The 21,589-nt window shown below is 52.6% G+C and carries 22 protein-coding genes, 1 tRNA gene and 1 pseudogene; 11 read left to right on the top strand and 13 right to left on the bottom strand.

Annotation, left to right across the window (positions count from 1 at the left end; genetic code table 11):
- The first annotated feature begins 101 nt into the window (after window positions 1–101).
- The 5 genes from deoC (at window position 102) to mrdA (ending at window position 6,579) form a co-directional block, all read left to right on the top strand.
- A complete protein-coding gene (gene deoC / locus K7H94_RS15810; protein WP_058770662.1) occupies window positions 102–881 on the top strand; it encodes a deoxyribose-phosphate aldolase in 780 nt (259 codons plus the stop codon).
- 111 nt (window positions 882–992) lie between these two features.
- Window positions 993–2,315, top strand: a complete 1,323-nt coding sequence (gene deoA, locus K7H94_RS15805; protein WP_058780397.1) for a thymidine phosphorylase — start codon at window positions 993–995, stop codon at window positions 2,313–2,315.
- A gap of 95 nt (window positions 2,316–2,410) precedes the next feature.
- Window positions 2,411–3,634, top strand: a complete 1,224-nt coding sequence (gene deoB / locus K7H94_RS15800; RefSeq protein WP_021507655.1) for a phosphopentomutase — start codon at window positions 2,411–2,413, stop codon at window positions 3,632–3,634.
- 34 nt (window positions 3,635–3,668) lie between these two features.
- Window positions 3,669–4,382 carry a purine-nucleoside phosphorylase gene (gene deoD / locus K7H94_RS15795; protein WP_021507654.1) on the top strand — a complete coding sequence of 238 codons (714 nt, stop codon included), beginning with the start codon at window positions 3,669–3,671 and terminating at the stop codon, window positions 4,380–4,382.
- A gap of 307 nt (window positions 4,383–4,689) precedes the next feature.
- Window positions 4,690–6,579, top strand: coding sequence for a penicillin-binding protein 2 (gene mrdA, locus K7H94_RS15790; protein WP_222951319.1), 1,890 nt, complete (start codon window positions 4,690–4,692; stop codon window positions 6,577–6,579).
- On the opposite strand, the gene K7H94_RS15785 is transcribed toward mrdA, so the two are convergent.
- The 5 genes from K7H94_RS15785 to K7H94_RS15765 all read right to left on the bottom strand — a co-directional run bounded on the left by K7H94_RS15785 (window position 6,580) and on the right by K7H94_RS15765 (window position 10,884).
- Window positions 6,580–7,290 carry a GGDEF domain-containing protein gene (locus tag K7H94_RS15785; protein ID WP_222951318.1) on the bottom strand — a complete coding sequence of 237 codons (711 nt, stop codon included), beginning with the start codon at window positions 7,288–7,290 and terminating at the stop codon, window positions 6,580–6,582.
- On the bottom strand, window positions 7,287–7,673 hold the full coding sequence (locus tag K7H94_RS15780; protein ID WP_021507651.1) for a DUF1987 domain-containing protein: 387 nt from the start codon (window positions 7,671–7,673) through the stop codon (window positions 7,287–7,289). The genes K7H94_RS15785 and K7H94_RS15780 overlap by 4 nt, the downstream gene beginning before the upstream one ends.
- Window positions 7,674–7,679: 6 nt before the next feature.
- Window positions 7,680–8,231, bottom strand: coding sequence for a SiaB family protein kinase (locus tag K7H94_RS15775; protein WP_222951317.1), 552 nt, complete (start codon window positions 8,229–8,231; stop codon window positions 7,680–7,682).
- 10 nt (window positions 8,232–8,241) lie between these two features.
- The gene (locus tag K7H94_RS15770; protein ID WP_215800388.1) at window positions 8,242–9,465 is read right to left on the bottom strand and encodes a SpoIIE family protein phosphatase; all 1,224 of its coding nucleotides are present in this window, start codon (window positions 9,463–9,465) and stop codon (window positions 8,242–8,244) included.
- A 93-nt stretch (window positions 9,466–9,558) separates the two neighbouring features.
- A complete protein-coding gene (locus K7H94_RS15765) occupies window positions 9,559–10,884 on the bottom strand; it encodes a methyl-accepting chemotaxis protein (RefSeq protein WP_058759546.1) in 1,326 nt (441 codons plus the stop codon).
- 193 nt (window positions 10,885–11,077) lie between these two features.
- On the opposite strand from K7H94_RS15765, the gene K7H94_RS15760 reads away from it, so the two are divergent.
- Window positions 11,078–11,153, top strand: a tRNA-Phe gene (locus tag K7H94_RS15760).
- Between the two features lie 393 nt (window positions 11,154–11,546).
- Here K7H94_RS15760 and K7H94_RS23030 read toward each other — a convergent pair.
- Both K7H94_RS23030 and K7H94_RS23025 read right to left on the bottom strand, forming a co-directional pair.
- Window positions 11,547–11,651 (bottom strand): RAQPRD family integrative conjugative element protein, encoded by a 105-nt coding sequence (locus K7H94_RS23030; RefSeq protein WP_234473184.1) that lies wholly within the window; start codon window positions 11,649–11,651, stop codon window positions 11,547–11,549.
- A gap of 39 nt (window positions 11,652–11,690) precedes the next feature.
- Window positions 11,691–11,882: an RAQPRD family integrative conjugative element protein gene (locus K7H94_RS23025; RefSeq protein ID WP_245001378.1), complete on the bottom strand. Its 192-nt coding sequence runs from the start codon at window positions 11,880–11,882 to the stop codon at window positions 11,691–11,693.
- 102 nt (window positions 11,883–11,984) lie between these two features.
- On the opposite strand from K7H94_RS23025, the gene K7H94_RS15750 reads away from it, so the two are divergent.
- The 5 genes from K7H94_RS15750 to K7H94_RS15730 all read left to right on the top strand — a co-directional run bounded on the left by K7H94_RS15750 (window position 11,985) and on the right by K7H94_RS15730 (window position 16,219).
- A complete protein-coding gene (locus K7H94_RS15750) occupies window positions 11,985–12,875 on the top strand; it encodes a hypothetical protein (protein ID WP_222951316.1) in 891 nt (296 codons plus the stop codon).
- Window positions 12,876–13,091: 216 nt separating this feature from the next.
- Window positions 13,092–13,901, top strand: coding sequence for a pentapeptide repeat-containing protein (locus K7H94_RS15745; protein ID WP_222951315.1), 810 nt, complete (start codon window positions 13,092–13,094; stop codon window positions 13,899–13,901).
- 2 nt (window positions 13,902–13,903) lie between these two features.
- Window positions 13,904–14,536 carry a nucleotidyltransferase domain-containing protein gene (locus K7H94_RS15740; RefSeq protein WP_222951314.1) on the top strand — a complete coding sequence of 211 codons (633 nt, stop codon included), beginning with the start codon at window positions 13,904–13,906 and terminating at the stop codon, window positions 14,534–14,536.
- Window positions 14,529–14,846: a hypothetical protein gene (locus K7H94_RS15735; protein ID WP_222951313.1), complete on the top strand. Its 318-nt coding sequence runs from the start codon at window positions 14,529–14,531 to the stop codon at window positions 14,844–14,846. Before K7H94_RS15740 ends, K7H94_RS15735 begins: the two co-directional genes overlap by 8 nt.
- A 191-nt stretch (window positions 14,847–15,037) precedes the next feature.
- A complete protein-coding gene (locus tag K7H94_RS15730; RefSeq protein WP_222951312.1) occupies window positions 15,038–16,219 on the top strand; it encodes a hypothetical protein in 1,182 nt (393 codons plus the stop codon).
- A 432-nt stretch (window positions 16,220–16,651) separates the two neighbouring features.
- Here K7H94_RS15730 and K7H94_RS15725 read toward each other — a convergent pair whose 3' ends face one another.
- The 6 genes and pseudogenes from K7H94_RS15725 to K7H94_RS15705 all read right to left on the bottom strand — a co-directional run bounded on the left by K7H94_RS15725 (window position 16,652) and on the right by K7H94_RS15705 (window position 21,364).
- Entirely contained in the window at window positions 16,652–17,413 is a 762-nt protein-coding gene (locus K7H94_RS15725) for a TIGR03747 family integrating conjugative element membrane protein (protein WP_222952059.1), read from the bottom strand.
- Window positions 17,413–19,497 carry a type IV conjugative transfer system coupling protein TraD gene (gene traD, locus K7H94_RS15720; protein ID WP_222951311.1) on the bottom strand — a complete coding sequence of 695 codons (2,085 nt, stop codon included), beginning with the start codon at window positions 19,495–19,497 and terminating at the stop codon, window positions 17,413–17,415. The genes K7H94_RS15725 and traD overlap by 1 nt, the downstream gene beginning before the upstream one ends.
- 161 nt (window positions 19,498–19,658) lie before the next feature.
- Complete coding sequence (locus K7H94_RS15715) at window positions 19,659–20,060, bottom strand: integrating conjugative element protein (protein WP_245001377.1); 402 nt, start codon at window positions 20,058–20,060, stop codon at window positions 19,659–19,661.
- The gene (locus K7H94_RS23020) at window positions 19,969–20,166 is read right to left on the bottom strand and encodes an integrating conjugative element protein (protein ID WP_245001420.1); all 198 of its coding nucleotides are present in this window, start codon (window positions 20,164–20,166) and stop codon (window positions 19,969–19,971) included. The genes K7H94_RS15715 and K7H94_RS23020 overlap by 92 nt, the downstream gene beginning before the upstream one ends.
- A complete protein-coding gene (locus K7H94_RS15710) occupies window positions 20,163–20,798 on the bottom strand; it encodes a transglycosylase SLT domain-containing protein (protein WP_222951310.1) in 636 nt (211 codons plus the stop codon). Before K7H94_RS15710 ends, K7H94_RS23020 begins: the two co-directional genes overlap by 4 nt.
- Window positions 20,777–21,364, bottom strand: a pseudogene (locus tag K7H94_RS15705) (TIGR03759 family integrating conjugative element protein). The gene K7H94_RS15710 and the pseudogene K7H94_RS15705 overlap by 22 nt, the downstream one beginning before the upstream one ends.
- Between the last annotated feature and the right edge of the window lie 225 nt (window positions 21,365–21,589).

The raw sequence follows: 21,589 nt of genomic DNA, 5'->3' as shown, positions 1-21,589 counted from the left end.
TTTTCCTTGTGACAAACCTCGCAATTCCACGCGGCGTGGGTTGTTATAATTATCACATTCTCCGGTGAGCAGATTTCACCGGCCTGACTTTGGAGAGCACCATGACCGATCTGAACGCGGCCGCGCAGCGCGCGCTGCAACTGATGGACCTGACCACCCTGAATGAAGACGACACCGATGAAAAAGTGATCGCGCTGTGCCATCAGGCGAAATCACCGGCCGGTAACACGGCGGCGATCTGTATCTATCCGCGCTTTATCCCGATTGCACGTAAGACGCTGCGCGAGCAGGGCACGCCGGAAATTCGTATCGCGACCGTCACTAACTTCCCGCACGGTAACGACGACATCGACATCGCGCTGGCGGAAACCCGTGCGGCAATCGCCTATGGCGCGGATGAAGTTGACGTGGTGTTCCCGTACCGTGCGCTGATTGCCGGTAATCGTGACGTCGGCTTTGCGCTGGTAAAAGCCTGTAAAGAGGCCTGCGCGGCGGCGAACGTGCTGCTGAAAGTGATCATTGAAACCGGCGAGCTAAAAGAGGAAGCGCTGATTCGTGCAGCGTCCGAAATCGCGATCGATGCCGGCGCGGATTTCATCAAAACCTCTACCGGTAAAGTGCCGGTCAACGCCACGCCAGAGGTGGCGGCGATCATGATGCAGGTAATCCGTGACAAAGGCGTGCAGCAGCAGGTGGGCTTCAAACCGGCTGGCGGCGTGCGCACGGCGGAAGATGCCGCTATCTACCTGCAGCTGGCCGACGACATCCTCGGTAGCGGCTGGGCGGATGCGCGTCATTTCCGCTTCGGCGCTTCCAGCCTGTTAGCCAGCCTGCTGAATACCCTGGGCCACGCTACGGCGACCAGCAAAGCCGGTTATTGATCCACGCGGTCGCTAAAATGGCGGCCCACGGCGTCACTGCCGTCAGGTGCGCATTGCTGCGCAGCTGGCGGCTGTCATTCAGCGATACATCGCTTTTCCGGGGAGGCAACCTTGTTCCTGCCACAAGAAATTATTCGTAAAAAACGCGACGGCCAGCCGCTGAGCGAAGCGGAAATCCGCTTTTTCATCAACGGCGTGCGTGATAACAGCGTATCTGAAGGGCAAATCGCCGCGCTGGCGATGACGATTTATTTTCACGACATGAACCTGGAAGAACGCGTTGCGCTGACCATGGCGATGCGCGATTCCGGCACGGTACTCAACTGGCAGGCGCTGAATCTCAACGGACCGATTGTTGATAAACACTCGACCGGCGGCGTGGGCGATGTCACTTCGCTAATGCTGGGTCCGATGGTGGCGGCCTGCGGCGGCTACGTGCCTATGATTTCCGGGCGCGGCCTCGGTCACACCGGCGGCACGCTGGATAAGCTGGAAGCCATTCCCGGCTTCGATATCTTCCCCAGCGACGATCGCTTCCGCCAGATCATCAAACAGGTCGGCGTTGCCATTATCGGTCAGACCAATTCGCTGGCGCCGGCGGATAAGCGGTTCTACGCCACGCGCGATATCACCGCCACTGTGGATTCTATTCCGCTGATCACCGCCTCGATCCTCGCCAAAAAATTAGCCGAAGGATTAGACGCGCTGGTGATGGATGTCAAAGTCGGATCCGGGGCGTTTATGCCAACCTTTGAGGCCTCGCAGCAGCTGGCGCAGGCGATTGTCGGCGTCGCCAACGGTGCGGGATGCAAAACCACCGCGCTGCTCACCGACATGAATCAGGTGCTGGCATCGAGCGCCGGTAATGCGCTGGAAGTGCGCGAAGCAGTGCATTTCCTCACCGGTGAGGCGCGTAATCCGCGGCTGCTGGAGGTCACGCTGGCGCTGTGCGCTGAGATGCTGATCTCCGGCAAACTGGCGGCGAACGAAGCCGAAGCGCGGCAAAAACTGCAGCAGGTGCTGGATAACGGTAAAGCGGCTGAGGTGTTTGCCCGCATGGTGGCGGCGCAGAACGGCCCGACGGATTTCATCGAGCAGATGGACCGCTACCTGCCGGCACCGATGCTGAGCAAAGCGGTGTACGCCGATCGTCCCGGCATCGTCAGCGCCATGGACACGCGGGCGCTGGGCCTGGCGGTGGTGGCGCTGGGCGGTGGCCGTCAGCGCGCCAGCGACAGCATTGATTACAGCGTGGGCCTCAGCGACATGATCACGCTGGGCAGTGAGGTCAATGCGCAGCAGCCGCTGGCGGTGATTCATGCCGCATCGGAAGCGCAGTGGCAGCAGGCCGCTGCGGCAGTGAAAGCGGCGATAACGCTCAGCGACCACGCCCCGGAGGCCACGCCGGTGGTGTATCGCCGCATCAGCGAATAGTGGCGTAACTGCGTGCCAGGCAGCGGCCGTTCGGGTATACTGATCTGATCGCTTTTTTTTTGACTTGTCATCGCGCTATGGCGCAGGAGACTTGCATGAAACGTGCTTTTATTATGGTTCTCGACTCCTTCGGGATTGGTTCCAGCAAAGACGCCGATAAATTCGGTGATGAAGGATCGGATACGCTCGGCCATATCGCCGAAGCGTGCTTTGAAGGCCGCGCCAATGAAGGCCGCGAAGGTCCGCTGCATCTGCCCAACATGACCGCGCTCGGCCTTGGCAAAGCGGCGGAACTCTCTACCGGCCGCTTCCCGCCGGGACTGGATCCGCAGGCGGAAATTATCGGCGCGTACGCCTACGCCAGCGAACTCTCTTCGGGCAAAGATACGCCGTCCGGCCACTGGGAAATCGCCGGGGTGCCGGTGCTGTTTGACTGGGGCTATTTCAGCGACAAAGAGAACAGCTTCCCGCAGGAGCTGCTGGATACGCTGGTAAAACGCGCCGATCTGCCGGGCTACCTCGGCAACTGCCACTCCTCCGGCACGGTAATTCTCGACCAGCTGGGCGAGGAGCACATGAAAAGCGGCAAGCCGATTTTCTACACCTCGGCAGATTCGGTGTTCCAGATTGCCTGTCATGAAGAGACCTTTGGCCTCGATCGCCTGTACGCGCTGTGTGAAATCGCGCGTGAAGAGCTGACCAACGGCGGCTATAACATCGGCCGCGTAATCGCGCGTCCGTTTGTCGGCGATAAAGCCGGTAACTTCCAGCGCACCGGTAACCGTCACGATCTGGCGGTCGAACCACCGGCACCGACCATGCTGAAAAAGCTGGTGGATGAGAAGGGTGGCGAAGTGATTTCAGTGGGTAAAATCGCTGATATCTACGCGGAGCAGGGCATCACGCAAAAAGTTAAAGCCACCGGTCTGGATGCGCTGTTTGACGCCACCATTGAGCAGATGAAGAAGGCGCCGGACAACTCAATTGTGTTCACCAACTTCGTCGATTTTGACTCGACCTGGGGCCATCGCCGCGATATCGCCGGTTATGCCGGTGGGCTGGAGCTGTTTGACCGTCGTCTGCCGGAGCTGATGGCGCTGGTGAAAGAGGGCGATATCCTGATCCTCACCGCTGACCACGGCTGCGATCCGAGCTGGCATGGCACCGAGCACACGCGCGAGCACATCCCGATTCTGATCTACGGTCCAGAAGTAAAACCGGGCTCGCTGGGTTACCGCGATACCTTCGCCGATATCGGCCAGACCATCGCCAGCTATTTTGGCCTGTCCAGCATGGACTACGGCAAAAGCTTGCTGTAAAACAGCCACTACTTTTTGATAAGGAAGAACAACAATGGCAACTCCTCATATTAATGCCGAAATGGGCGATTTCGCGGACGTGGTGCTGATGCCAGGCGATCCGCTGCGTGCAAAACACATTGCCGAGACTTTCCTCGACGATGTGGTCGAAGTGAACAACGTGCGCGGCATGCTGGGCTTCACCGGGACTTACAAAGGCCGCAAAATCTCCGTGATGGGCCACGGTATGGGTATTCCATCCTGCTCGATCTACACCAAAGAGCTGATCACCGATTTCGGCGTGAAGAAGATCATTCGTGTCGGCTCCTGCGGTGCCGTGCGTGCAGACGTGAAACTGCGTGATGTGGTGATTGGTATGGGTGCCTGCACCGACTCAAAAGTTAACCGCATGCGTTTCAAGGATCACGATTTTGCCGCCATCGCGGATTTCGACATGGTGCGTAACGCGGTTGACGCGGCTAAAGCGCTGGGCGTGGACGCGCGCGTCGGTAACATCTTCTCCGCTGATTTGTTCTATACGCCGGACCCGCAGATGTTCGACGTGATGGAGAAGTACGGCATCCTCGGTGTGGAGATGGAAGCCGCCGGCATCTACGGTGTGGCGGCAGAGTTTGGTGCCAAAGCGCTGACCATCTGTACCGTGTCGGACCACATCCGTACGCACGAGCAAACCACCGCAGCAGAGCGTCAGACGACGTTCAACGATATGATTAAGATCGCGCTGGAGTCGGTGCTGCTGGGGGATTGATTTTCCTCGCTTTTCCTTCGCCCTCACCCTAACCCTCTCCCGCGCGCGGGAGAGGGGACCGATCGAGCAACGGTCAACGCCCTCGCGCGGGAGAGGGGACGATCGTGCAACGGTCAACGCCCGCGTGCGGGAGAGGGGACGATCGAGCAACGGTTAATGCCCGGTCATCGCCCCGTCCCGCATTCCTGACGCAGCCGCTCCACCGTAAACATCTGACACACTTTTACCCAGGCTTGTGCATCTTCCTGCTGGCTCTGCGGCGATCTCTCCCTATCATTAGCGTGATAATGAAGAGACTAAGCCCCTGATGAATTTCCGCAATTTCGAAGCCGAAGAGAAACTGTTTGTGCGCCGCGCGCTGGTGGCGTTTGCCCTGGTTGTTATCTGCTTCACCATTCTTGGCATCAACCTGTATCGCTTACAGGTGGATCAGCACAGCTATTACCAGACGCGTTCCAACGAGAACGACATCAAAATGATCCCCATCGCGCCGACGCGCGGGCTGATCTTCGATCGCAACGGCATCCCGCTGGTGCGCAACGTTACCTGGTACGACATCCTCGTCACGCCCTACAAAATCGACAACATTCAGGCGACGCTGAAGGCGCTGACGCCCATCGTCGATCTGACACCGGATGATATCGAAACCTTTGAGCATGAACTGAAGCAGAGCAGCCGCTATAAACCGGTGGAGCTGAAGGCCGAGCTCACCGACGAAGAGGTGGCGCGCTTCTCGGTCAATCAGTTCCGCTTCACCGGGGTCACCATTGATACCTATCAGGATCGGGAATACCCGTACGGCGCCGATCTGGCGCACGTGGTCGGCTACGTGTCGAAGATTAACGATAACGATTACAAGCGGCTCAATGCCGAGGGCGTCGGGGAGAATTACGCCGCCGACCACAACATCGGTAAGCAGGGCATTGAGGGCTACTACGAATCTCTGCTGCACGGCAAAACCGGCTATCAGGAAGTGGAAGTGGATAACCACGGCCGCATCGTGCGCGTGCTGAAAGAGGTGCCGCCGGTGGCGGGCAAAAACATCTGGCTGACGCTGGATCTGCATCTGCAGCAGTATGTGGAGAGCCAGCTGGCCGGGCAGCGTGCGGCGGTGCTGATTGAGGATCCGCACGATGGCGGCGTGCTGGCGATGGTTTCCAGCCCAAGCTACGATCCCAACCCGTTCGTGAAGGGCATCAGCTACAAAGCCTATAAAACGCTGCTGCAGGATAAAAACCTGCCGCTGATCAATCGCGTCACCCAGGGGCTGTATCCACCGGCATCGACGGTAAAACCCTATATGGCGATGTCGGCGCTGCTGAGCAAAGTGATTACGCCGGGCACCACCTTCTTTGGCGCGCCGACCTGGACGCTGCCGGGCACCGATCGCAAATACCGCGACTGGAAAAAGTCCGGCCACGGCATGCTTGACGTCACCAAAGCGATTGAAGAGTCCGCCGACACCTTCTTCTATCAGGTGGCGTTCATGATGGGCATCGACCGCATCCACAGCATGCTCAGCCAGTTCGGCTACGGCAAACCTACCGGTATCGATTTGAATGAAGAGTACGCCGGGCTGCTGCCGAGCCGCGAATGGAAGCAGAAAGTGCATAAACATACGTGGTATCAGGGCGATACGGTATCGGTGGGCATCGGCCAGGGCTACTGGATAGCCACGCCGATTCAGATGGTGAAAGCCATGGTAGCGCTGATCAATAACGGCCGGGTGATTAATCCGCACCTGCTGGCCAAAGCGCAGCGCGGCACCTGGCAGCAGGTTTACCAGCCGACCGCGCCGCAGCCGCAGATTGGCGATGCGAAATCACCGTACTGGTCGCTGGTGCGCCACGCCATGTTTGGTATGGCTAACGCGCCTAACGGCACCGGTTATAAATATTTCCATACCGCGCCGTACGGCATCGCCGCCAAGTCCGGTACGTCGCAGGTGTTTAGCCTGAAGCAGAACCAGACTTACAACGCGAAGATGATCCCGGTGCGCCTGCGCGACCACATTTTCTATACCGCCTTTGCGCCGTTTAACAACCCGCAGGTGGCGGTGGCGCTGATTCTGGAAAACGGCGGTAACGAAGGCATTACGGCCGCGCCGGTGATGCGCAATATCCTCGACCACATTTTCCTGCCGCCGCCGGATAGCAGCGTGCCGATGCAGACGGCCAGCACCGCGCAGGCGCGCTGATCAGCGGAAAAATACCCGGTTGCGGCCGTGGTGTTTGGCATCGTAGAGCGCGGCATCGGCATTGCTGTACAGCGTGTCGAAATCGGAGCCCGGCTTGCCGTAGCTCACGCCGAGGCTGGCGGTCACCAGCTGCTGCGGCAGCACCGCCAGCGGCGAGGCGTTAAGCGAGGCGTGGATCGCACCGGCGACAATCACCGCGTCGGACAGACGATAGTGCGGCAGCAGCACGGTAAACTCTTCGCCGCCGATGCGGCCAATGCTGGCACCGGCCGGGCAGTGCGCCTGAATGCGCGTCACCAGCCCGCAAATCACCTTATCGCCCATCGGATGGCCGTATTCGTCGTTGATTTTTTTGAAGTGGTCGATATCCAGAATGATCAGCGCCGCCGGGCCGCTCTCCAGCGTCTGGCTGATGCGCTGAATAATCGCGCCGCGATTCCAAACCGCCGTCAGCGGATCGTGGCTGGCTTTGTACTCCAGCTCCTGCGCCAGCTGGTTTAACTGCTCATTTACGCGGTTCAGCTCGCGCTCCGCGCGATCGCTGCGGGAGATCAGCCGCCAGGTTTCGCGCATCAGGCGCTGATAGTGGCGATTCAGGTGCAGCAGCGCCTCGCGGTAATCCTGCGCGCTCAGCGTGTTTTGTGCCGTCACATGCTGTGAGCGATTCAGCACCTCGCTCTCTTCACGGAACAGCTCATTGAGGTCCATCATGACGCCAGTTCCGCCTGCAGATTAACCTGCAGATCGGTAAAATCCAGCGCCAGTTCCTGACCAAACTCTTCCGCGATGTCATCTTCCGCATCAAACAGCCAGTTTAGCGTGACGCGCTGACCGCGCTGCGCCAGCTGGTTGAACAGATCGAACAGGCTGAACAGCATTTTGGTACTGGAACTGTTGAAGTAGCGCAGCGCGATAGTGACGACCACCGCGTCGTTGTCGGTGGGTTGCCACTGCTCAAGGGCATCCAGCAGCGGGCGATAAAACGCCGCTGCGTTCTCCGGCCACGACTCGCCGCGCAACGCAAACTGGCGGGTGGCAAAATCAAAACTCACTTCGGGCGTGCTCTCAGTGGCAGCGATAATCAGGTTTTGCATACAACCTCAATCCTGGTGAATGGTGGCTTTAAGCCAAAACGTGGCGTAGCCGCTGGCGGGCAGCGGACGCAGTTCATACTCCAGCGGTTCACTGACATCACGGGCAAGCGTCAGCAAACCGATATTGGCCCCTTTGCTGGTGGCGGGGCTCTCGGTGCGCAGACCGACACGGTAGGCCTGCTTAATTTCGTCGTTACTCATGGTACGCAGCAGATCGAGCCAGTCGCGCAGCTGCTCGCAGGCGGCCTGTTCGACCTGATTACTGCTCTCGAGCACGTAGTTATCGCCTTCCACGTGCAGCGTTACAGTGCCAAAGCGAAAGTGCTGTTCGGCATGGCTCAGGGTACGGCTGTCCTGCGAATAGCGCAGGATGTTCTGCACAATCTCGACAAAGCTGGAGAACAGCCGGCGGCGCACTTTCAGCGAGGCCTGCTGGTTTTCCAGAAACACTTTGATCACTTCACCCATCGCGGTGATGTTCTGCGGCGAAAAGAAGCCGGTATAGTGCAGCGCAACGCTGTCGGGCGGCAGGTGCGTGCCGGTGGAAGCTGGAGGCATAAGAGGCTCGTTAATAACGCAGGCCAAACCAGGTGACGTCATCGCGTCGCGGCTGGTTGCCCTGCCAGTGAAGAAATGCCTGCGCAAACGCCGCGGAGAGCTCGGCCATCGGCAGGGTTTTATGTTGTGCAATGACCGTCTGAATCCGCTTTTTGCCGAACATGATTTGCCGCGCGCCGCCGGGTTGATCGGTCACGCCGTCGCTCATCACCAGCAGCACATCGCCGGGCTGCAGTGTGCGCTGCTGCTGCGGCCAGCAATAGTCGTGCGGCGTATCGGTGTAGCCAACACCGACGCGATCGGCCTGCAGCGCGGCGGCTTCACCCTGTAACGGCTGCAGCACGGCGTGCATGCGCGCGCTGGCCCAGCTCAGCTGATGGCTGGCCGTCTCCAGCCGCAGCGCAATCGCATCGCAGCCGTCGTTGGACAGCGAGGTCTGCTGCGAGGCGTTAAGCTGGCCCAGGGTTTGTTTGATGTGGCGGTTAAGCGCCTGCAGCAGGGCAGACGGCGTACGATGGTTGTGCTGCAGCGCACGCTCCAGCGCCGCGTGCAGAATCACCGTCATAAACGCGCCGGGAATGCCGTGACCGGTGCAGTCGGCAATCAGCGCCAGCCAGCCGTGCTCGTCGCGGTGAAAGGCGTAATAGTCGCCGCCCACGCCATCGCGCGGCTGCCAGTGCAGGCACCAGTCGCTTAGTTGCTGCGCCATTTGCTGCCGCGAGCGGTCCAGCATCGCGTCCTGAATCACCCGCGCGTAATCGATGCTCTGTAAAATTTGCTGATGCTGCTGCGCCTGCAAATCGGAGACGGTGCGAATCAGGTCGATACCGAGGCCGATGCCAATATAGCGGCCCTGTTCAGTCACGATAAAGCCATCGGTCACTGATTTATCTCCGCTGGCGACCACCTGCTGCGCGACCCGATCGAGTTCGGTTTCGGCATCGATCACCAGCGGTTGTTTATCCATAAAGGCGATACAGCTTTTACGATCGTACAGCTCGCGGAAGAACGGGCGCGTCATTTGCGACAGAAAGATGTGGCGGTTGATCATGCCGAACGGCGTGCCGTTTTCCACCACCGGCAGGCCAATCAAATCTTTGTGTTCGCTAAACAGCGCCATTACCGCCGTGTTGTCCATCGCTGGCGTGACGAACGGCACCGCAATACACAGCGAACGCGCGCGGGCACGACCCGTCAGGGCGCTAAGCCCGGTGCGGAAATCAGGCTGCTGCATGAGAAAGAGTCTGGCGTTGATTAGGAATAATCTTAGGTTACGGCACGGCGATGACACTTTTATGTCACCGCCGGCCAGCGCTCGCTGCTGCGCTTATTGCGGAGCTTTTAGTGTATCGGCGACGTGGCTGATGGCGCGCACCACCTCACTGGAGCTGCCGCGAATTTCGGCAATCACACCGCCCGCCTGCTGCGCGAGCACTACGCCCTGATCGGCACGTTTCAGGTTCGACGCGATGCCTTTCTGCGCCTTATCCGCCAGCAGATGGTTATGCCTCACCCGATTCTCGATTTCGCTGGTGGCGCGATTGATGTTTGCCGCGAGGGTGCGCACTTCACTGGCGACCACCGCAAAGCTGCGGCCGTGCTGACCGGCGCGCGCGGCTTCCACTGCCGCATTGAGTGCCAGCAGATTGGTTTGGTCGGCAATGCGGCGGATGCTCTCCACGATGGCGCCGATGCGATCGGAAGAGTCGCTCAGATCATTGATATCACCAGAAATACCGTGCAGTTCGCTGGCCAGCGCATTGATATTCTGCACGCTGTTTTCAATGACCGCCGCTCCCTGTTGCGTACTTTCACTGGTATGCAGCGCGGTTTGCCATGCCTGCTGCGCTGCTTCGCGCTCCAGCTGGTTTTTTTCCACCTGCGCGGTAACGTCGGTGGCGAACTTCACCACTTTGTACAGCTCGCCGGCGCTGTTAAACACCGGATTATAGGTGGCGCGCAGCCAGACGGTGTTGCCCTGCTTATTGACGCGCTCGAACTGGCCGGAGATATATTCACCCTGATTGAGCTTGTGCCAGAAGCGGCGATAGGCCTCGCTGGTGCGCATTTCGGGCGGACAGAACAGGCTGTGATGGCGACCGATGATCTCATCAGCGCGATAGCCCATGGTATTGAAGAAGTTATCGTTGGCCATCAGCACTTCACCTTTGAGGTTGAAGGCAATCACCGCCATCGAGCGCTCAATGGCGGTGGTCATGGCGCGCTGCTCCTGCGCATCCATGATGCGCGCGGTGATATCACTCGCCAGCTTAACGATTTTAATCACCCGGCCGTGGCGATCCTGCACCGGTACGTAGTTGGCTTCCAGCCAGATCGGACGGCTGTGCTTCGCCACGCGCAAAAACTTATCGCTGAAGCCTTCGCCGCGATTCAGACGCTGCCAGAACTCGCGATACTGCGGTGACTGCACCATATCCGGCGTGCAGAACAGGCTGTGATGCTGGCCGACAATTTCTGCCAGCGTGTAGCCCATGCGCTCCAGAAACAGCGCGTTGGCGGTGAGGATGTGACCATCAGGCGTAAACTCAACCATGGCGATGGCCTCCTGCAGCGAACTGAGCGTTGCGCTGCTGTGACTGCGTTTCTGCCACGCGAGGCGCGACAGGATTCCCGATGTAATAGTGCTGAACATGGTGGACCTTATTATGGTTATGGGATGTCAGCACGGTTATCGGCGTGAGTGGCTAAAAATTCACCACTAAATAACCCGGTTGCGCAGGTTTTTACCATCGGGTCCGGCGGTTGCTGCAAAAGGCAGCAGTCAGCTGATTTTTACCGAAAAGCGTTTGACGGTACGGCGCGAGTAAGGTTTAATGCGCCCCGTTGCCCGGATAGCTCAGTCGGTAGAGCAGGGGATTGAAAATCCCCGTGTCCGTGGTTCGATTCCGCGTCCGGGCACCAACATTCTGAAAACCCAGCCTTTATGGCTGGGTTTTTGCTTTTTGAAGCACCAATGATTTCTGGTCACTTTGACTGCTGAGGTCATAGTACTGCTTCAGCTATCCAGTATGAGTCTTCCTCTTAAGCAATCTGACGGGTAAAAGCACTTCGAAAATGTCTGCGTTAACTGGTGAACATCCAGATGCAGACGATCGGTTAAGCCATAGAACGGATAACAAATCGGACTAGCGCGGCATCCCTGACTTAGGTATTTTCCCGTCCATGCCAGACATCCAATGCAGCTCAGGCTGACCAGAGAAACAACTCACAGTGGTAGCCCAACGGACTCCAGTTACAGAACGCTAATATCGATGTTGCCGGATGCCGTTTTAAATGCGTTGATCTGCGCGGTAATCATCGCCATAGCGGACGGCCTCGCGTGTAATCGCCGCTGACCTTACCGTAATCCAGCGGCTGTGCACGCGAAGGCTGCGTGTAGCGGTCGATGCCAGCACGCATTGTGTTGAGGTCTTCGCTGGCTTTCTTGTAGTCGAACAGTTAGCGGCGGCGGTTATTGGGGGCGGACTGAGCAGCGACAGTGCGGGCACGGTCGAGGGAGAGCTGGACTTGGTCTAGCAGGCGCTGGGTGGTGGCAAGTTCGTCGAGTTCAGATGAGCAGGCATTAACTGTGAATGACAGACTGGAAAAAGCTATTGAAAATTCGATGAGTTTTTTAATAATATGATGCATGTTAGCCTCGGAATTGAAATTACCGAAAGTAAGGTTTATATAATTCCGAAAGCATTTCATGATTAAAGTGAAATCCAAAAATATTAATAAAAAGAGATGGGCATGGATAAGAAAAAATTCATTGAACTACATCAGCTTTGCGAAAAAATAAGAACATACATGAATAACTTTAAGAGCCCCGGAGTAGGTGGCGCTCCAGATTTTAAACTCATGAAGTCTATAATCCCTCCTTTTTATAAGGAGGGCCATATTAAAAGTGACGTCATCGATAAGGTTGATATAGCAAAACAGTCGGAATTTATTGATGCGCTCAATACTATTGCAACTCTAAGTTTTTGGACTAATGGTTCATCAAGTCAGTCAAATCAAAATAGAGCTGCTTATAGAGCAATTGATTTGATTGTCATTACACTCGAAGAAATAATTGAAAATCTGCCTAAAGATAAGCCTCTAAAAATATTTTACTCGTGGCAGTCATCTACTGAAAAAAGCCTTAATAATCACTTTATTAAATCGGCTCTGCGTGATGCTCTGAAAGAAATGAATAAAGAGCTACCAATTGAGGAAAGGGACAGTTATGAAGGGGAAAAAACTTACCAACTTGACCATGACACAAATGGTGTAAGTGGTGCCCCTGATATTTTCAATACAATTTGTGAGAAGATCGACTCCTGTAGTATATTTATTGCGGATGTTTCATTAATTGCAAATGGTTATTGTAACTCGAATGTAATGCTTGAGTTGGGTTATGCATTTAAAGCATTAGGTGATTCACGTATTATTCTGGTAATGAATGAAAGTCTCGGCGATAAATCAAAATTGCCATTCGATTTACACACAAAAAGATTGACGTTATATGAGCTTTCTGAGGGTGAAGATAAAAAAGAAATTAAAAAAACCTCAAAGACACTTTTAAAATCGCCATCCAAAGTATCATTAATAAAAGTTAATGTGATGATAAATCCATATGTACCTTCTCATCTAAATACTTAAAATAAACTGCCACGCTCTGCGAGGCTTTCCTGGCGACAGCATCACACAAATTCGAGTCTTGTGCGCTGTTGCCAGCTCAGAAGAAATTATCATTCAGTTGATATGTTCCTTTTGTGCCAAGGATGGAAGTTGCTATAGCAGGTCAATATGACTTCAATTTCCCTAAAAAGCCATTATAATTCATAAAGATTAGTACATTGGCTTATCGAGAAAAAAATGATAAAAGATAGCGGAAGAGAAAAACTGTCAGACAAAAGATTTGACTCTTTAGTCGCAAAAGATAACTTTGTTAATAAATTTTTTGAACGGCTAGTTGCATTAGATATTGAATTCAAAAATGTTAAATTCAGCTACTGTATTTTTGATGCTGCTTACATCAGAAACTGTAGTTTTCAGGATTGTGACTTTACCGGTTGCAGATTTTTAAACTGTAACTTAATGGGCTCAAGCTTTAGTGGCTGTAAATTTAACTACGCCACTTTTGATAAATCTCACATTGATAATGACATTCTTGAAAATGGATGCCCTGGACTGGATAACCTAAAACTCAAATTTGCGCGTTCATTACGCTTGAATTATCAGCAAATAGGTGATTCAAAATCAGCGAATAAAGCAATAGCAATAGAATTACAGGCAACAGAAGCGCACTTGCATAAAGCATGGAAATCCAAAGAATCTTATTACCGAAAAAAATATAAGGGATTTGACCGATTAAAAATGTTTGCTGAATGGTTTGAATTCAAGGTGTTAGATCTTATCTGGGGGAACGGAGAGTCTGCTTTAAAATTGTGTAGGGCTGTCATTGTTATTTTATTAATCATAGCTTTACATTACGTCATTAACTATGGTGACCCAAGATTAGTTAGCTCATATATTGATGCATTAGCCATTTCCCCTCAAATATTTCTGGGAACACTGACACTTTCTCAATATTCAGCATCGTTTTTGACAATAGTCGTTTTAGTAAGGTTGATTATGTTTGGTTTCTTTATGTCCATAATGATTAAACGGTTCAATAGGCGTTAATTATGCATATTTACGCTTTTGGTTCGATATGTCGCGGGGAAGTTGATTCGTTTTCAGATGTTGACATGTTGGCTATTGTAAGTGGCCGGGATGAAAGGTTTAATCCGATAGATTACTCAATTTATTCATATGAACGGATAAATGAACTCTGGAAAGAAGGTAACCCTTTCGCTTGGCATCTATTTTTGGAATCCATGCTTATTTACTCACCCGATAGCGTTGATTATTTACGGGGATTAGGGAAGCCGAGTAGTTATAATTCAGGCTTGATTGATTGTGAGAAGTTCTTAGAGATATTTATCAGTGCTAAAGATTCCATTGAATCATCTGTTCTTACAGAGGTTTTTGACCTATCTTCAGTGTTTTTGTCGATACGAAATTTTGCAACATGTTTTTCTTTAAATTGCAATGTAAGGCCCGACTTTTCGCGGAACTCCGCGCGTAATCTGGGCATTCATAGCATACCAATTAGTGGTCTAACCTATCATTTACTTGAAAGGGCTAGAGTACTTTGTACCAGAGGCACTGGTGAAATCCTCAGTACTGATGACATTAAAAATGCCAAATCCCAATTAGGCTTAATAGAGTCTTGGATGCGAGATAAAATCAAAATAATAGGTGATAAACATGAGTGAGTTTAATAACCGAATTACTATTCAAAGAGAAGCATTAAAAGTAGTCAATGGCTCAGGGTTATTCCGTGAGCCGTTGTTAAGCTTGACAGAGAAAGCCATAGAGCGATGGTCTAATAACAATGGCATCAGCAATAAAGACAGTGCTATTATTTTGCTGAAAGCAATATCAGGCACATTATTTTTCCTTGCAAACAAGAGTCAGGAGCAGGTTACTGAAGACTATAAGATTCTTTCTGAAAAAGTGAATGACCAATTATCAAAATTGGAAATTGAATTAAAAAGCAGAATTATTTCCAAGACAATTCGTTGAGTGCTGATTTAAAACACACCTCAACTGTAAATGATATGCATCATTATTTCTTTTACTTTCTCTCAGAACAGAAATTTTCGCGCTGTTTTCCTGCTGACGACAGCGCACAAAGTATCTAGTTACACGCTGTCGTCCAGATTACAGGTAATGGTATGAGCATCTCCAACTACCTGTAGCTGATGAGATTTAACTTGAGTGACAGCCCGCTCTGTGCCAAGAGCAATCTATTGAAAGCATCTACGGAAGAACACCTATTCATTGATTTACGTAGATGTCGAACTCTGGTGCCATTTTCAATTAGAATGAAAGCGGCGCTTAGCTCTGAGAGTTATAATGACAGCAGAATCACATTTAAAAATATATATTTAAAAGGCGTCATAGTGAAAAAATTACATAACAGTTTAATAATCTTCGATCTCCTCAAAGAAAAATTTGAAAGAGATTTATACATAATTGAATCCTCCGTATCTTTAACAAGAAAATACGGTAGGCGATGCAAAGATCTTAATCAACTCAATAAAGACCTCAAACAGTCGCTATTCTTAAAGCAAGTTATTGATGTCTGTGCATTTTTAGATGAATTTAGAGCATTTAGATCATTAGCTAAAGATAGTGAAAGAGTTAGGAATGTATGTAGAGTGACTAAGCCAGCGCTTGACAGAATCGAAGAACTGAAAGGATTAAGATCTTATAGGAACGCACTCGCCGCTCATAACTTTAGGGAGGAAACCGACAAGGATGAAGTTATTTTGCTCAGTGATTATACGAGAAATCAGGAACATCCAAACTCAATTGCAGAGATGTTCTTTCTTGGCTCGCTGTGTATAACAATAATAGAAGCAGTATGCTCAGAGTTCGCTAGCGAGTTAAAACAGGCATTGGATTCATATAGGAGCAGGCTACAAGATGATAGTAATGACCCGTTGAGAGGTATTAAAACAATACGGGAGGCCTATGATGAAGTTGAGAAGTATCGTGTAAAGATAAACCTAAAACCGAAGTTTATTGAACATGAGTTTGCGGAAATTGATATATCTCTACGAAAGATGAACTGGGCTGTAATTCCAGAAAGATTCCAGCTTAGAAAAGACAAAACAAATAAGGCTTGGTGTGAAGTTCTAGGATTGTATTTTGAAATGCGGGGCTATCAGGGTATTGAGTATTGTCAGGGTGTGACAGGGAATTATACCAATCATTGGTTGGAGTTTTATGGTAACGCCATAGCCGTAACTGACAAGTTGAAGTGCTTTGAACCCTCCGACTTACGAGAAGTTCATAATGCAATATCCAATTGGGAGCCCTCTATTGACAAAGGCATCTCTCAGCATTTGCAATTTGTTTATGATGAACTAATGAAAGTAGTTTCACCATAGGACCATTCAATTTCTTAGATAATTTTGATTTGTATGAAGAAGTAGAGATCAACGTCTAAATTCCATGTAATTCAGTGAATGTAGATGTTCTCGCAATACCCCCCGGAGCGTAAAAATTGAACGGTCGACTATAATTCGAAATCATTTAATCCATCGAGGATGGAAAAGATAATAATGGGGAAATGGAAATAGCTAAAGGGAAGAATATAAATGTGTTTACTTTAGCTCTATTTGGGTTCTTACATTGAGCTGAACAAGTTTTCAAACAACCTGCAATATCAACTCTCATTCAAGTTGGTTGCATTCAGTTTAGGCTGTTCTGGCAAAAAAATAATATTCCTTCTTCATTAGACGTGAATCTGCCGCGCCGCCAAAGCGGCTTGCCTGCTGACGACAGCGCACAAAGTCGAGCTTTGCACGCTGTCGTCCAGCTTACAGGTACTTCTTAAATGATGCCGTCAGCACCGCCAGTGCCATTCCCAGCATCAACGCCGCAGGCAGCAACAACAGATTGGGGTACACAGCCGATGGCCATGACAGATAAACCATGCAGGGCACATAGAACGCGGGTTTAACGAAGCGTTTAGCATGGTGATAAACAAAGCTGGATTCATATGCCGCGCCGTAACGCCGCAGATCTCGCCGTCCCAAACCATCAACCACCGCAACCAGCACCACCATCAGAAACAGCGGTATTGAAAGCACCAAAATTGTCACTCGAATCAGCGTCACCACCGCGACATAAACCGTAGCCAACAGATAATCCTGCAGCGCCGATGCCAGCCAGCGGCTACCGGCACTCAATCCGGCAGCAACCGCATTACCGCCGCTTTCCATCGCCTGATTTTGCTGAGCGATCCATCCCTGCAAGCCGCTATCAACAACCAGCCACTGATAAACCTGCGTTACCCAGGCAGTGACCGTCACCGTAGGCTGTGACAGCAGCAGGCTGCGCGTAAACTCAGTGGAGAGATAGCCGCTCTCGATCTGCATCACCTGCTGGCTATGCGCCGCACCTTGTTCTGGCCAGAAGAAAGCAATGCCGACGTACTCCATTACCAAGCTAAAAAATAGCGATGCCAGCAGCATACCGATCAGCTTCCATGGCCATCCCCATAACAGATTAAACAGAAAGCCGTGCTCTTTGGGCTGCTGAACGCGCGTCGGGGGGGCCGTTGTGTTTGGTGGCGGCATCATTCACCTCCCGGCAGCTCTGCGCCTGCCCCACCAGACCACCACGCTTCACTGGTGCGGTAATTGCGTCGCATCTCAGCAGCAATCTTCTGCAGGCTTTCCGGCATCAAATCGGTTTTATCAGCAGCAGGCAATGGCATGCGAATCTTCCACAGCTGGCCGCCTTCCAGCAGCGCGAACGCCTGACCTTTAGGTAGATTGATGATATCAGCCGGAGTGAGCATCGGCGTTTTCACCATGCTTACACGGTCCTGAGTGTTGGAGGTGAAATCAGTGCCTTGCTCCTGGTTGGTGATATCGGTGTAACCCGAAACCAACGTCTTGGAATACACATCCACTTCAGGCAGCTGGCTGGTTAGCAGCTCGGCGGTGCGATTCTCACGCACCCGCAACATGATCAGCGTATTAAAGTTGCCCGTGACCTGTGCGGCTTTGGCGCTACTGCCAATACGCGCCTCGATATCAGAAATCGTTTGGGTGTACGCGGTCACCTCGATACCCGCGCCGCCGCCTTTGTTAATCAGCGGAATAAACTCATCGCCCATCAGTTCATTAAACTCGTCGCAGTGCAGGCTGATCGGCAGCTTGCCGTCGCCATTTTCCGGTAAGCCATCATTGATGCCGTGCTTGTAGATATGCCCCGCGATACTCACCAAATCAGCAAACATGCTATTGCCGACGGCAGCACCGACTTCACTGTCAGAGAGCGCATCCAGCCCTACATAAACGATGCCGCGCTGGCGAATCACCTGTTGCCAGTCAAAAATCGGACGCGGATCATCGAGGTCTTCATAGTCCGGTGAAAGCAGAGCCGCCGTTTTGCCGGTAGTAAGTTTCTCCAACAGCGGCAGCAGTGAGGCGACGATTTTATCGAAGTAGGTTCGGTCGTAACGTACTGCTGAGCGCAACCCTTCAAGGATGGGATCATAGAGCTTTTTACTGGCTTCAGAACTCAGCGCCAGCTCCATTGCCCAGATGCGCGTGGCGTTTGATTGCCCCTGCATGTTTCGCGGCAGATCCTTCTCCTTCAGCACATTACTGCCATTCTCAATTTTGCTGCGCAGCTCCGGCAGGTGCTTATCAACCAGATGTTCCACGTAGCGCTGATAGAGCTCGCCGATGTTGGTGACGTAGCGAAGGATAAGCGAATAATCGGGTCGCTGACCAAGCGCAACCAACGCGCGTGTCAAGATGTTCACGAATCGCCAGGCGAACTCGCGAAACGCTGCGCTGTTACCTTCAGCGCCTAATTGACCAGCGATGCGCGAAGCCACTTCCGACACACGCCCGAAGCGGCCAACCGCATTGTAACGAGCCGAGATCTCTGGCCAGCCAAGATGGAAAACGTGGAAGTCATCCTGACGACCGGCGCGGTGCGCTTCAGCCCACATGCGTTTTAGCAAATCGGCATCACCTTTGGGGTCGAAGACAATGGTGATATTGCCGCGTCGAATATCCTGCGTAACCAGCAACTCTTCCAGCCGTGTTTTGCCAACGCGCGTAGTGCCAACGACTAACGTATGCCCAACGCGCTCGCGGAGATCCATCGATACATCGCGCTCGTGCGGTTCGATGCCGTGCAGCGCCGGATTACCGCCAACCGGTGGCAACGGACGAACCGGATTCAGCGGCGTATCAGCTGAAATCAACGATGACAGCCAGGGCAGAGAATGCTCGCACGCGCGCTCAAGCCTGCGCGCGATCTGATAGAGCTTCGCTGGCTGCACATACTTTTCTACTTCTGGGCGACGCGTATCGAGCAGGCGCTGAGTGTGTTTTTGCTGCCACAGAAAACCTTTCCCCAGGAACAGCCGGTGATTACTTACTGGCACCTGGCGGCTGGTCATCACATAGCGCGGCAAGCGGCGCAGATTTCGGCGATACCTGATCACCAGGCATCCCTGACGGGCACGAACTGCGGCCAGCACCGCAAAGCCGGTAGCGGTGACATAACTCACTGATGGCGACAGCGCGACAGCCCAGGGCGCTGCAACGCAAACATAACTGGCGGTGGCGGCTACCAGCGTGGTGTTGAACTCAACTGCGGGACGTAGTAGCGCTTCAATAACATAGCGATCGCTCATAGCAGTGACTCACTTATTGCAGGATTCAGGCGTGCTGCGCGTGGGGTGATGCAGATTGCGCCAGTACCAGTAAGCGCGCAGCAGAGCCAGAAAAAGGATGAAGAACAGAGGAAGGAGCATCAGCACTGCGTGGGGCATTCCATGCAATCCAGAAAATCCCATCATTGGCCTGAAACCTGCTGGCTCAATGAATGCTCAGTGATCAGCACCGGGTAATGTTCCAGCTTGAGGCGGCGCGCCAGATCGCTACCTGATACCGGTGCTAGCTGTAGATCTGGTGCAATCTGACGCAGCTGCTGCAAGGATGCCGAGCTGCTGACATTTACCACCATCCCAACCGCACCACGACGGCTGAGCAGTTTAGCGTTACGTGATAGCCATTCCTGCGATTGAGCATCATCGCCAACCAGAAACAGCGCACCAATTCCAGGCAGCTTCAACGAGCGCGGCTCAATGATGCCGGGAGTGAGTTCAGGTGTTGCCACTGGCAACACCTGAACCTTCACTGTAATCAGGTTGGATTGATTGCTGTTGCGGCTGAGGCTCAGCGTTGATTCCCTCATAGAACGGTACTGCCGATTGACCGCCGAGATCTGCGATAACGTTCAGTTCCGCATGTGAGAGAAATGGCAACGCGGCGATCGCGCCAGCCAGCATCAATTTTTTCATTGCTGCCTCCGGGGTTCTGTCCAGATGATTTCGGTTGAAGGTGTTTGATTGCTCACGAGATTGGCAGGAGCCTGTGTTGCGATTGGCCGGGGTTGAGCAGGCGTTAGTGAAGCCAGCTTTTGGCTGATAATCTGCCGATAGCGCGCTGCAGGTTTGCCGCCAGCCGGATGGTGATAGCAGCCAGCAGCTTTCAACCAACTGCCGGGGCTGCGTTCCCAGCACTCGCGAAGAATGCGCGCCGCTGCGTTCAGGTTGATATATGGATCAAACGCATCCCACGTTGAGTTGAAGCGATGGCCATTCCAGCCGAGATTGACCTGCGCGATGCCGACATCGATTCTCTTAAACGGATGAATTTTTATAAACTGCTGCAATGCCTGCCAGACAGCTTGTTTGCTTTCATAGCGGTATCCTTTACCCGCGACGTTGATTGTCCAGGGCCACGGTTGCGTGCCGTGCGGCAGCTTACGTGATGATTCAGCCAGCGCTAGGGAATAAAGTGATTCAGCAGGCACGCCATGTTGCAGCGCGACTTTCTGATAACCCGGCGGCACACTTTGCATGTTGGTTGACGCCACAGAGCTGGCGGCACTTAACAATAAAGCGGCGGTTAGAACGCTGCGATATGCCATCCACTTTCCCATTGCTGGATGAAGAACCGGCATGATGCCATTGCCGTAGCGTATCAGCGACCTGCGTCGTGGTTCAGGGTGATACGTCGCTCACGAACTTGCTCGGCGGGAATACGGTGCTGTTGGGCCCAGTTGCGGAGTTTTTTATCGCTACCTTCGCTATCGACAAGGTCGATATCAACGGGGCGTTTATCGGCGAGAACGGCGGAGAGTCGCGCATCGCAGCGCTGGCAATCAGCTTCGCGTACAAACAGCGCGAGCCGCCCACCAAAGTCATGCGCGATACCTGCGGCGTTGCCCATGTTAACCGGCAGCATGTATGGCATCAGGCGTTTCCAGGCCGCATCAACTTCGCGCTGGAATTTGAGTTCCTTTTCGGTGCACTCGTATTCTTGCTTTACCCAGAGTTCAACGTAATGACGACGTTCGGCCTCATTACGAGCCTCGATACTAAGAATGGTTAATGGGTCTGACTTGGGAGACTGTATTCCTCTGAGGCCCGACATAAGTTCTTTAAAGCGATCATGTTCTGATTCACTGAGTTGAGAAAATGTTGTTTTACTTATTGAGTGATTGAAAATCACTTGAAGACTTCAAACTTATATCCTGCCCTGTTCCCGCTTCAAAACTTGCATGGCTAGGAGTGGATATTACAAATAAAAGGAGAAGGTTTGATATTTTCACTTCTAAATCCTGATCACGAGTTAATCGTGGATTTAGCATAGTGAATGCGAGTTGGTTCTTAAGCTGAAAAGTGGAAATGAAAGGTGAAGGTTAATTTTAAGTAAATG

This window comes from Pantoea dispersa (assembly GCF_019890955.1).
In the GTDB taxonomy this organism is placed as follows: domain Bacteria; phylum Pseudomonadota; class Gammaproteobacteria; order Enterobacterales; family Enterobacteriaceae; genus Pantoea; species Pantoea dispersa.
The sequence above is the reverse complement of the archived record's forward strand: the minus strand, read 5'-3'. Positions and strand labels throughout refer to the sequence as shown.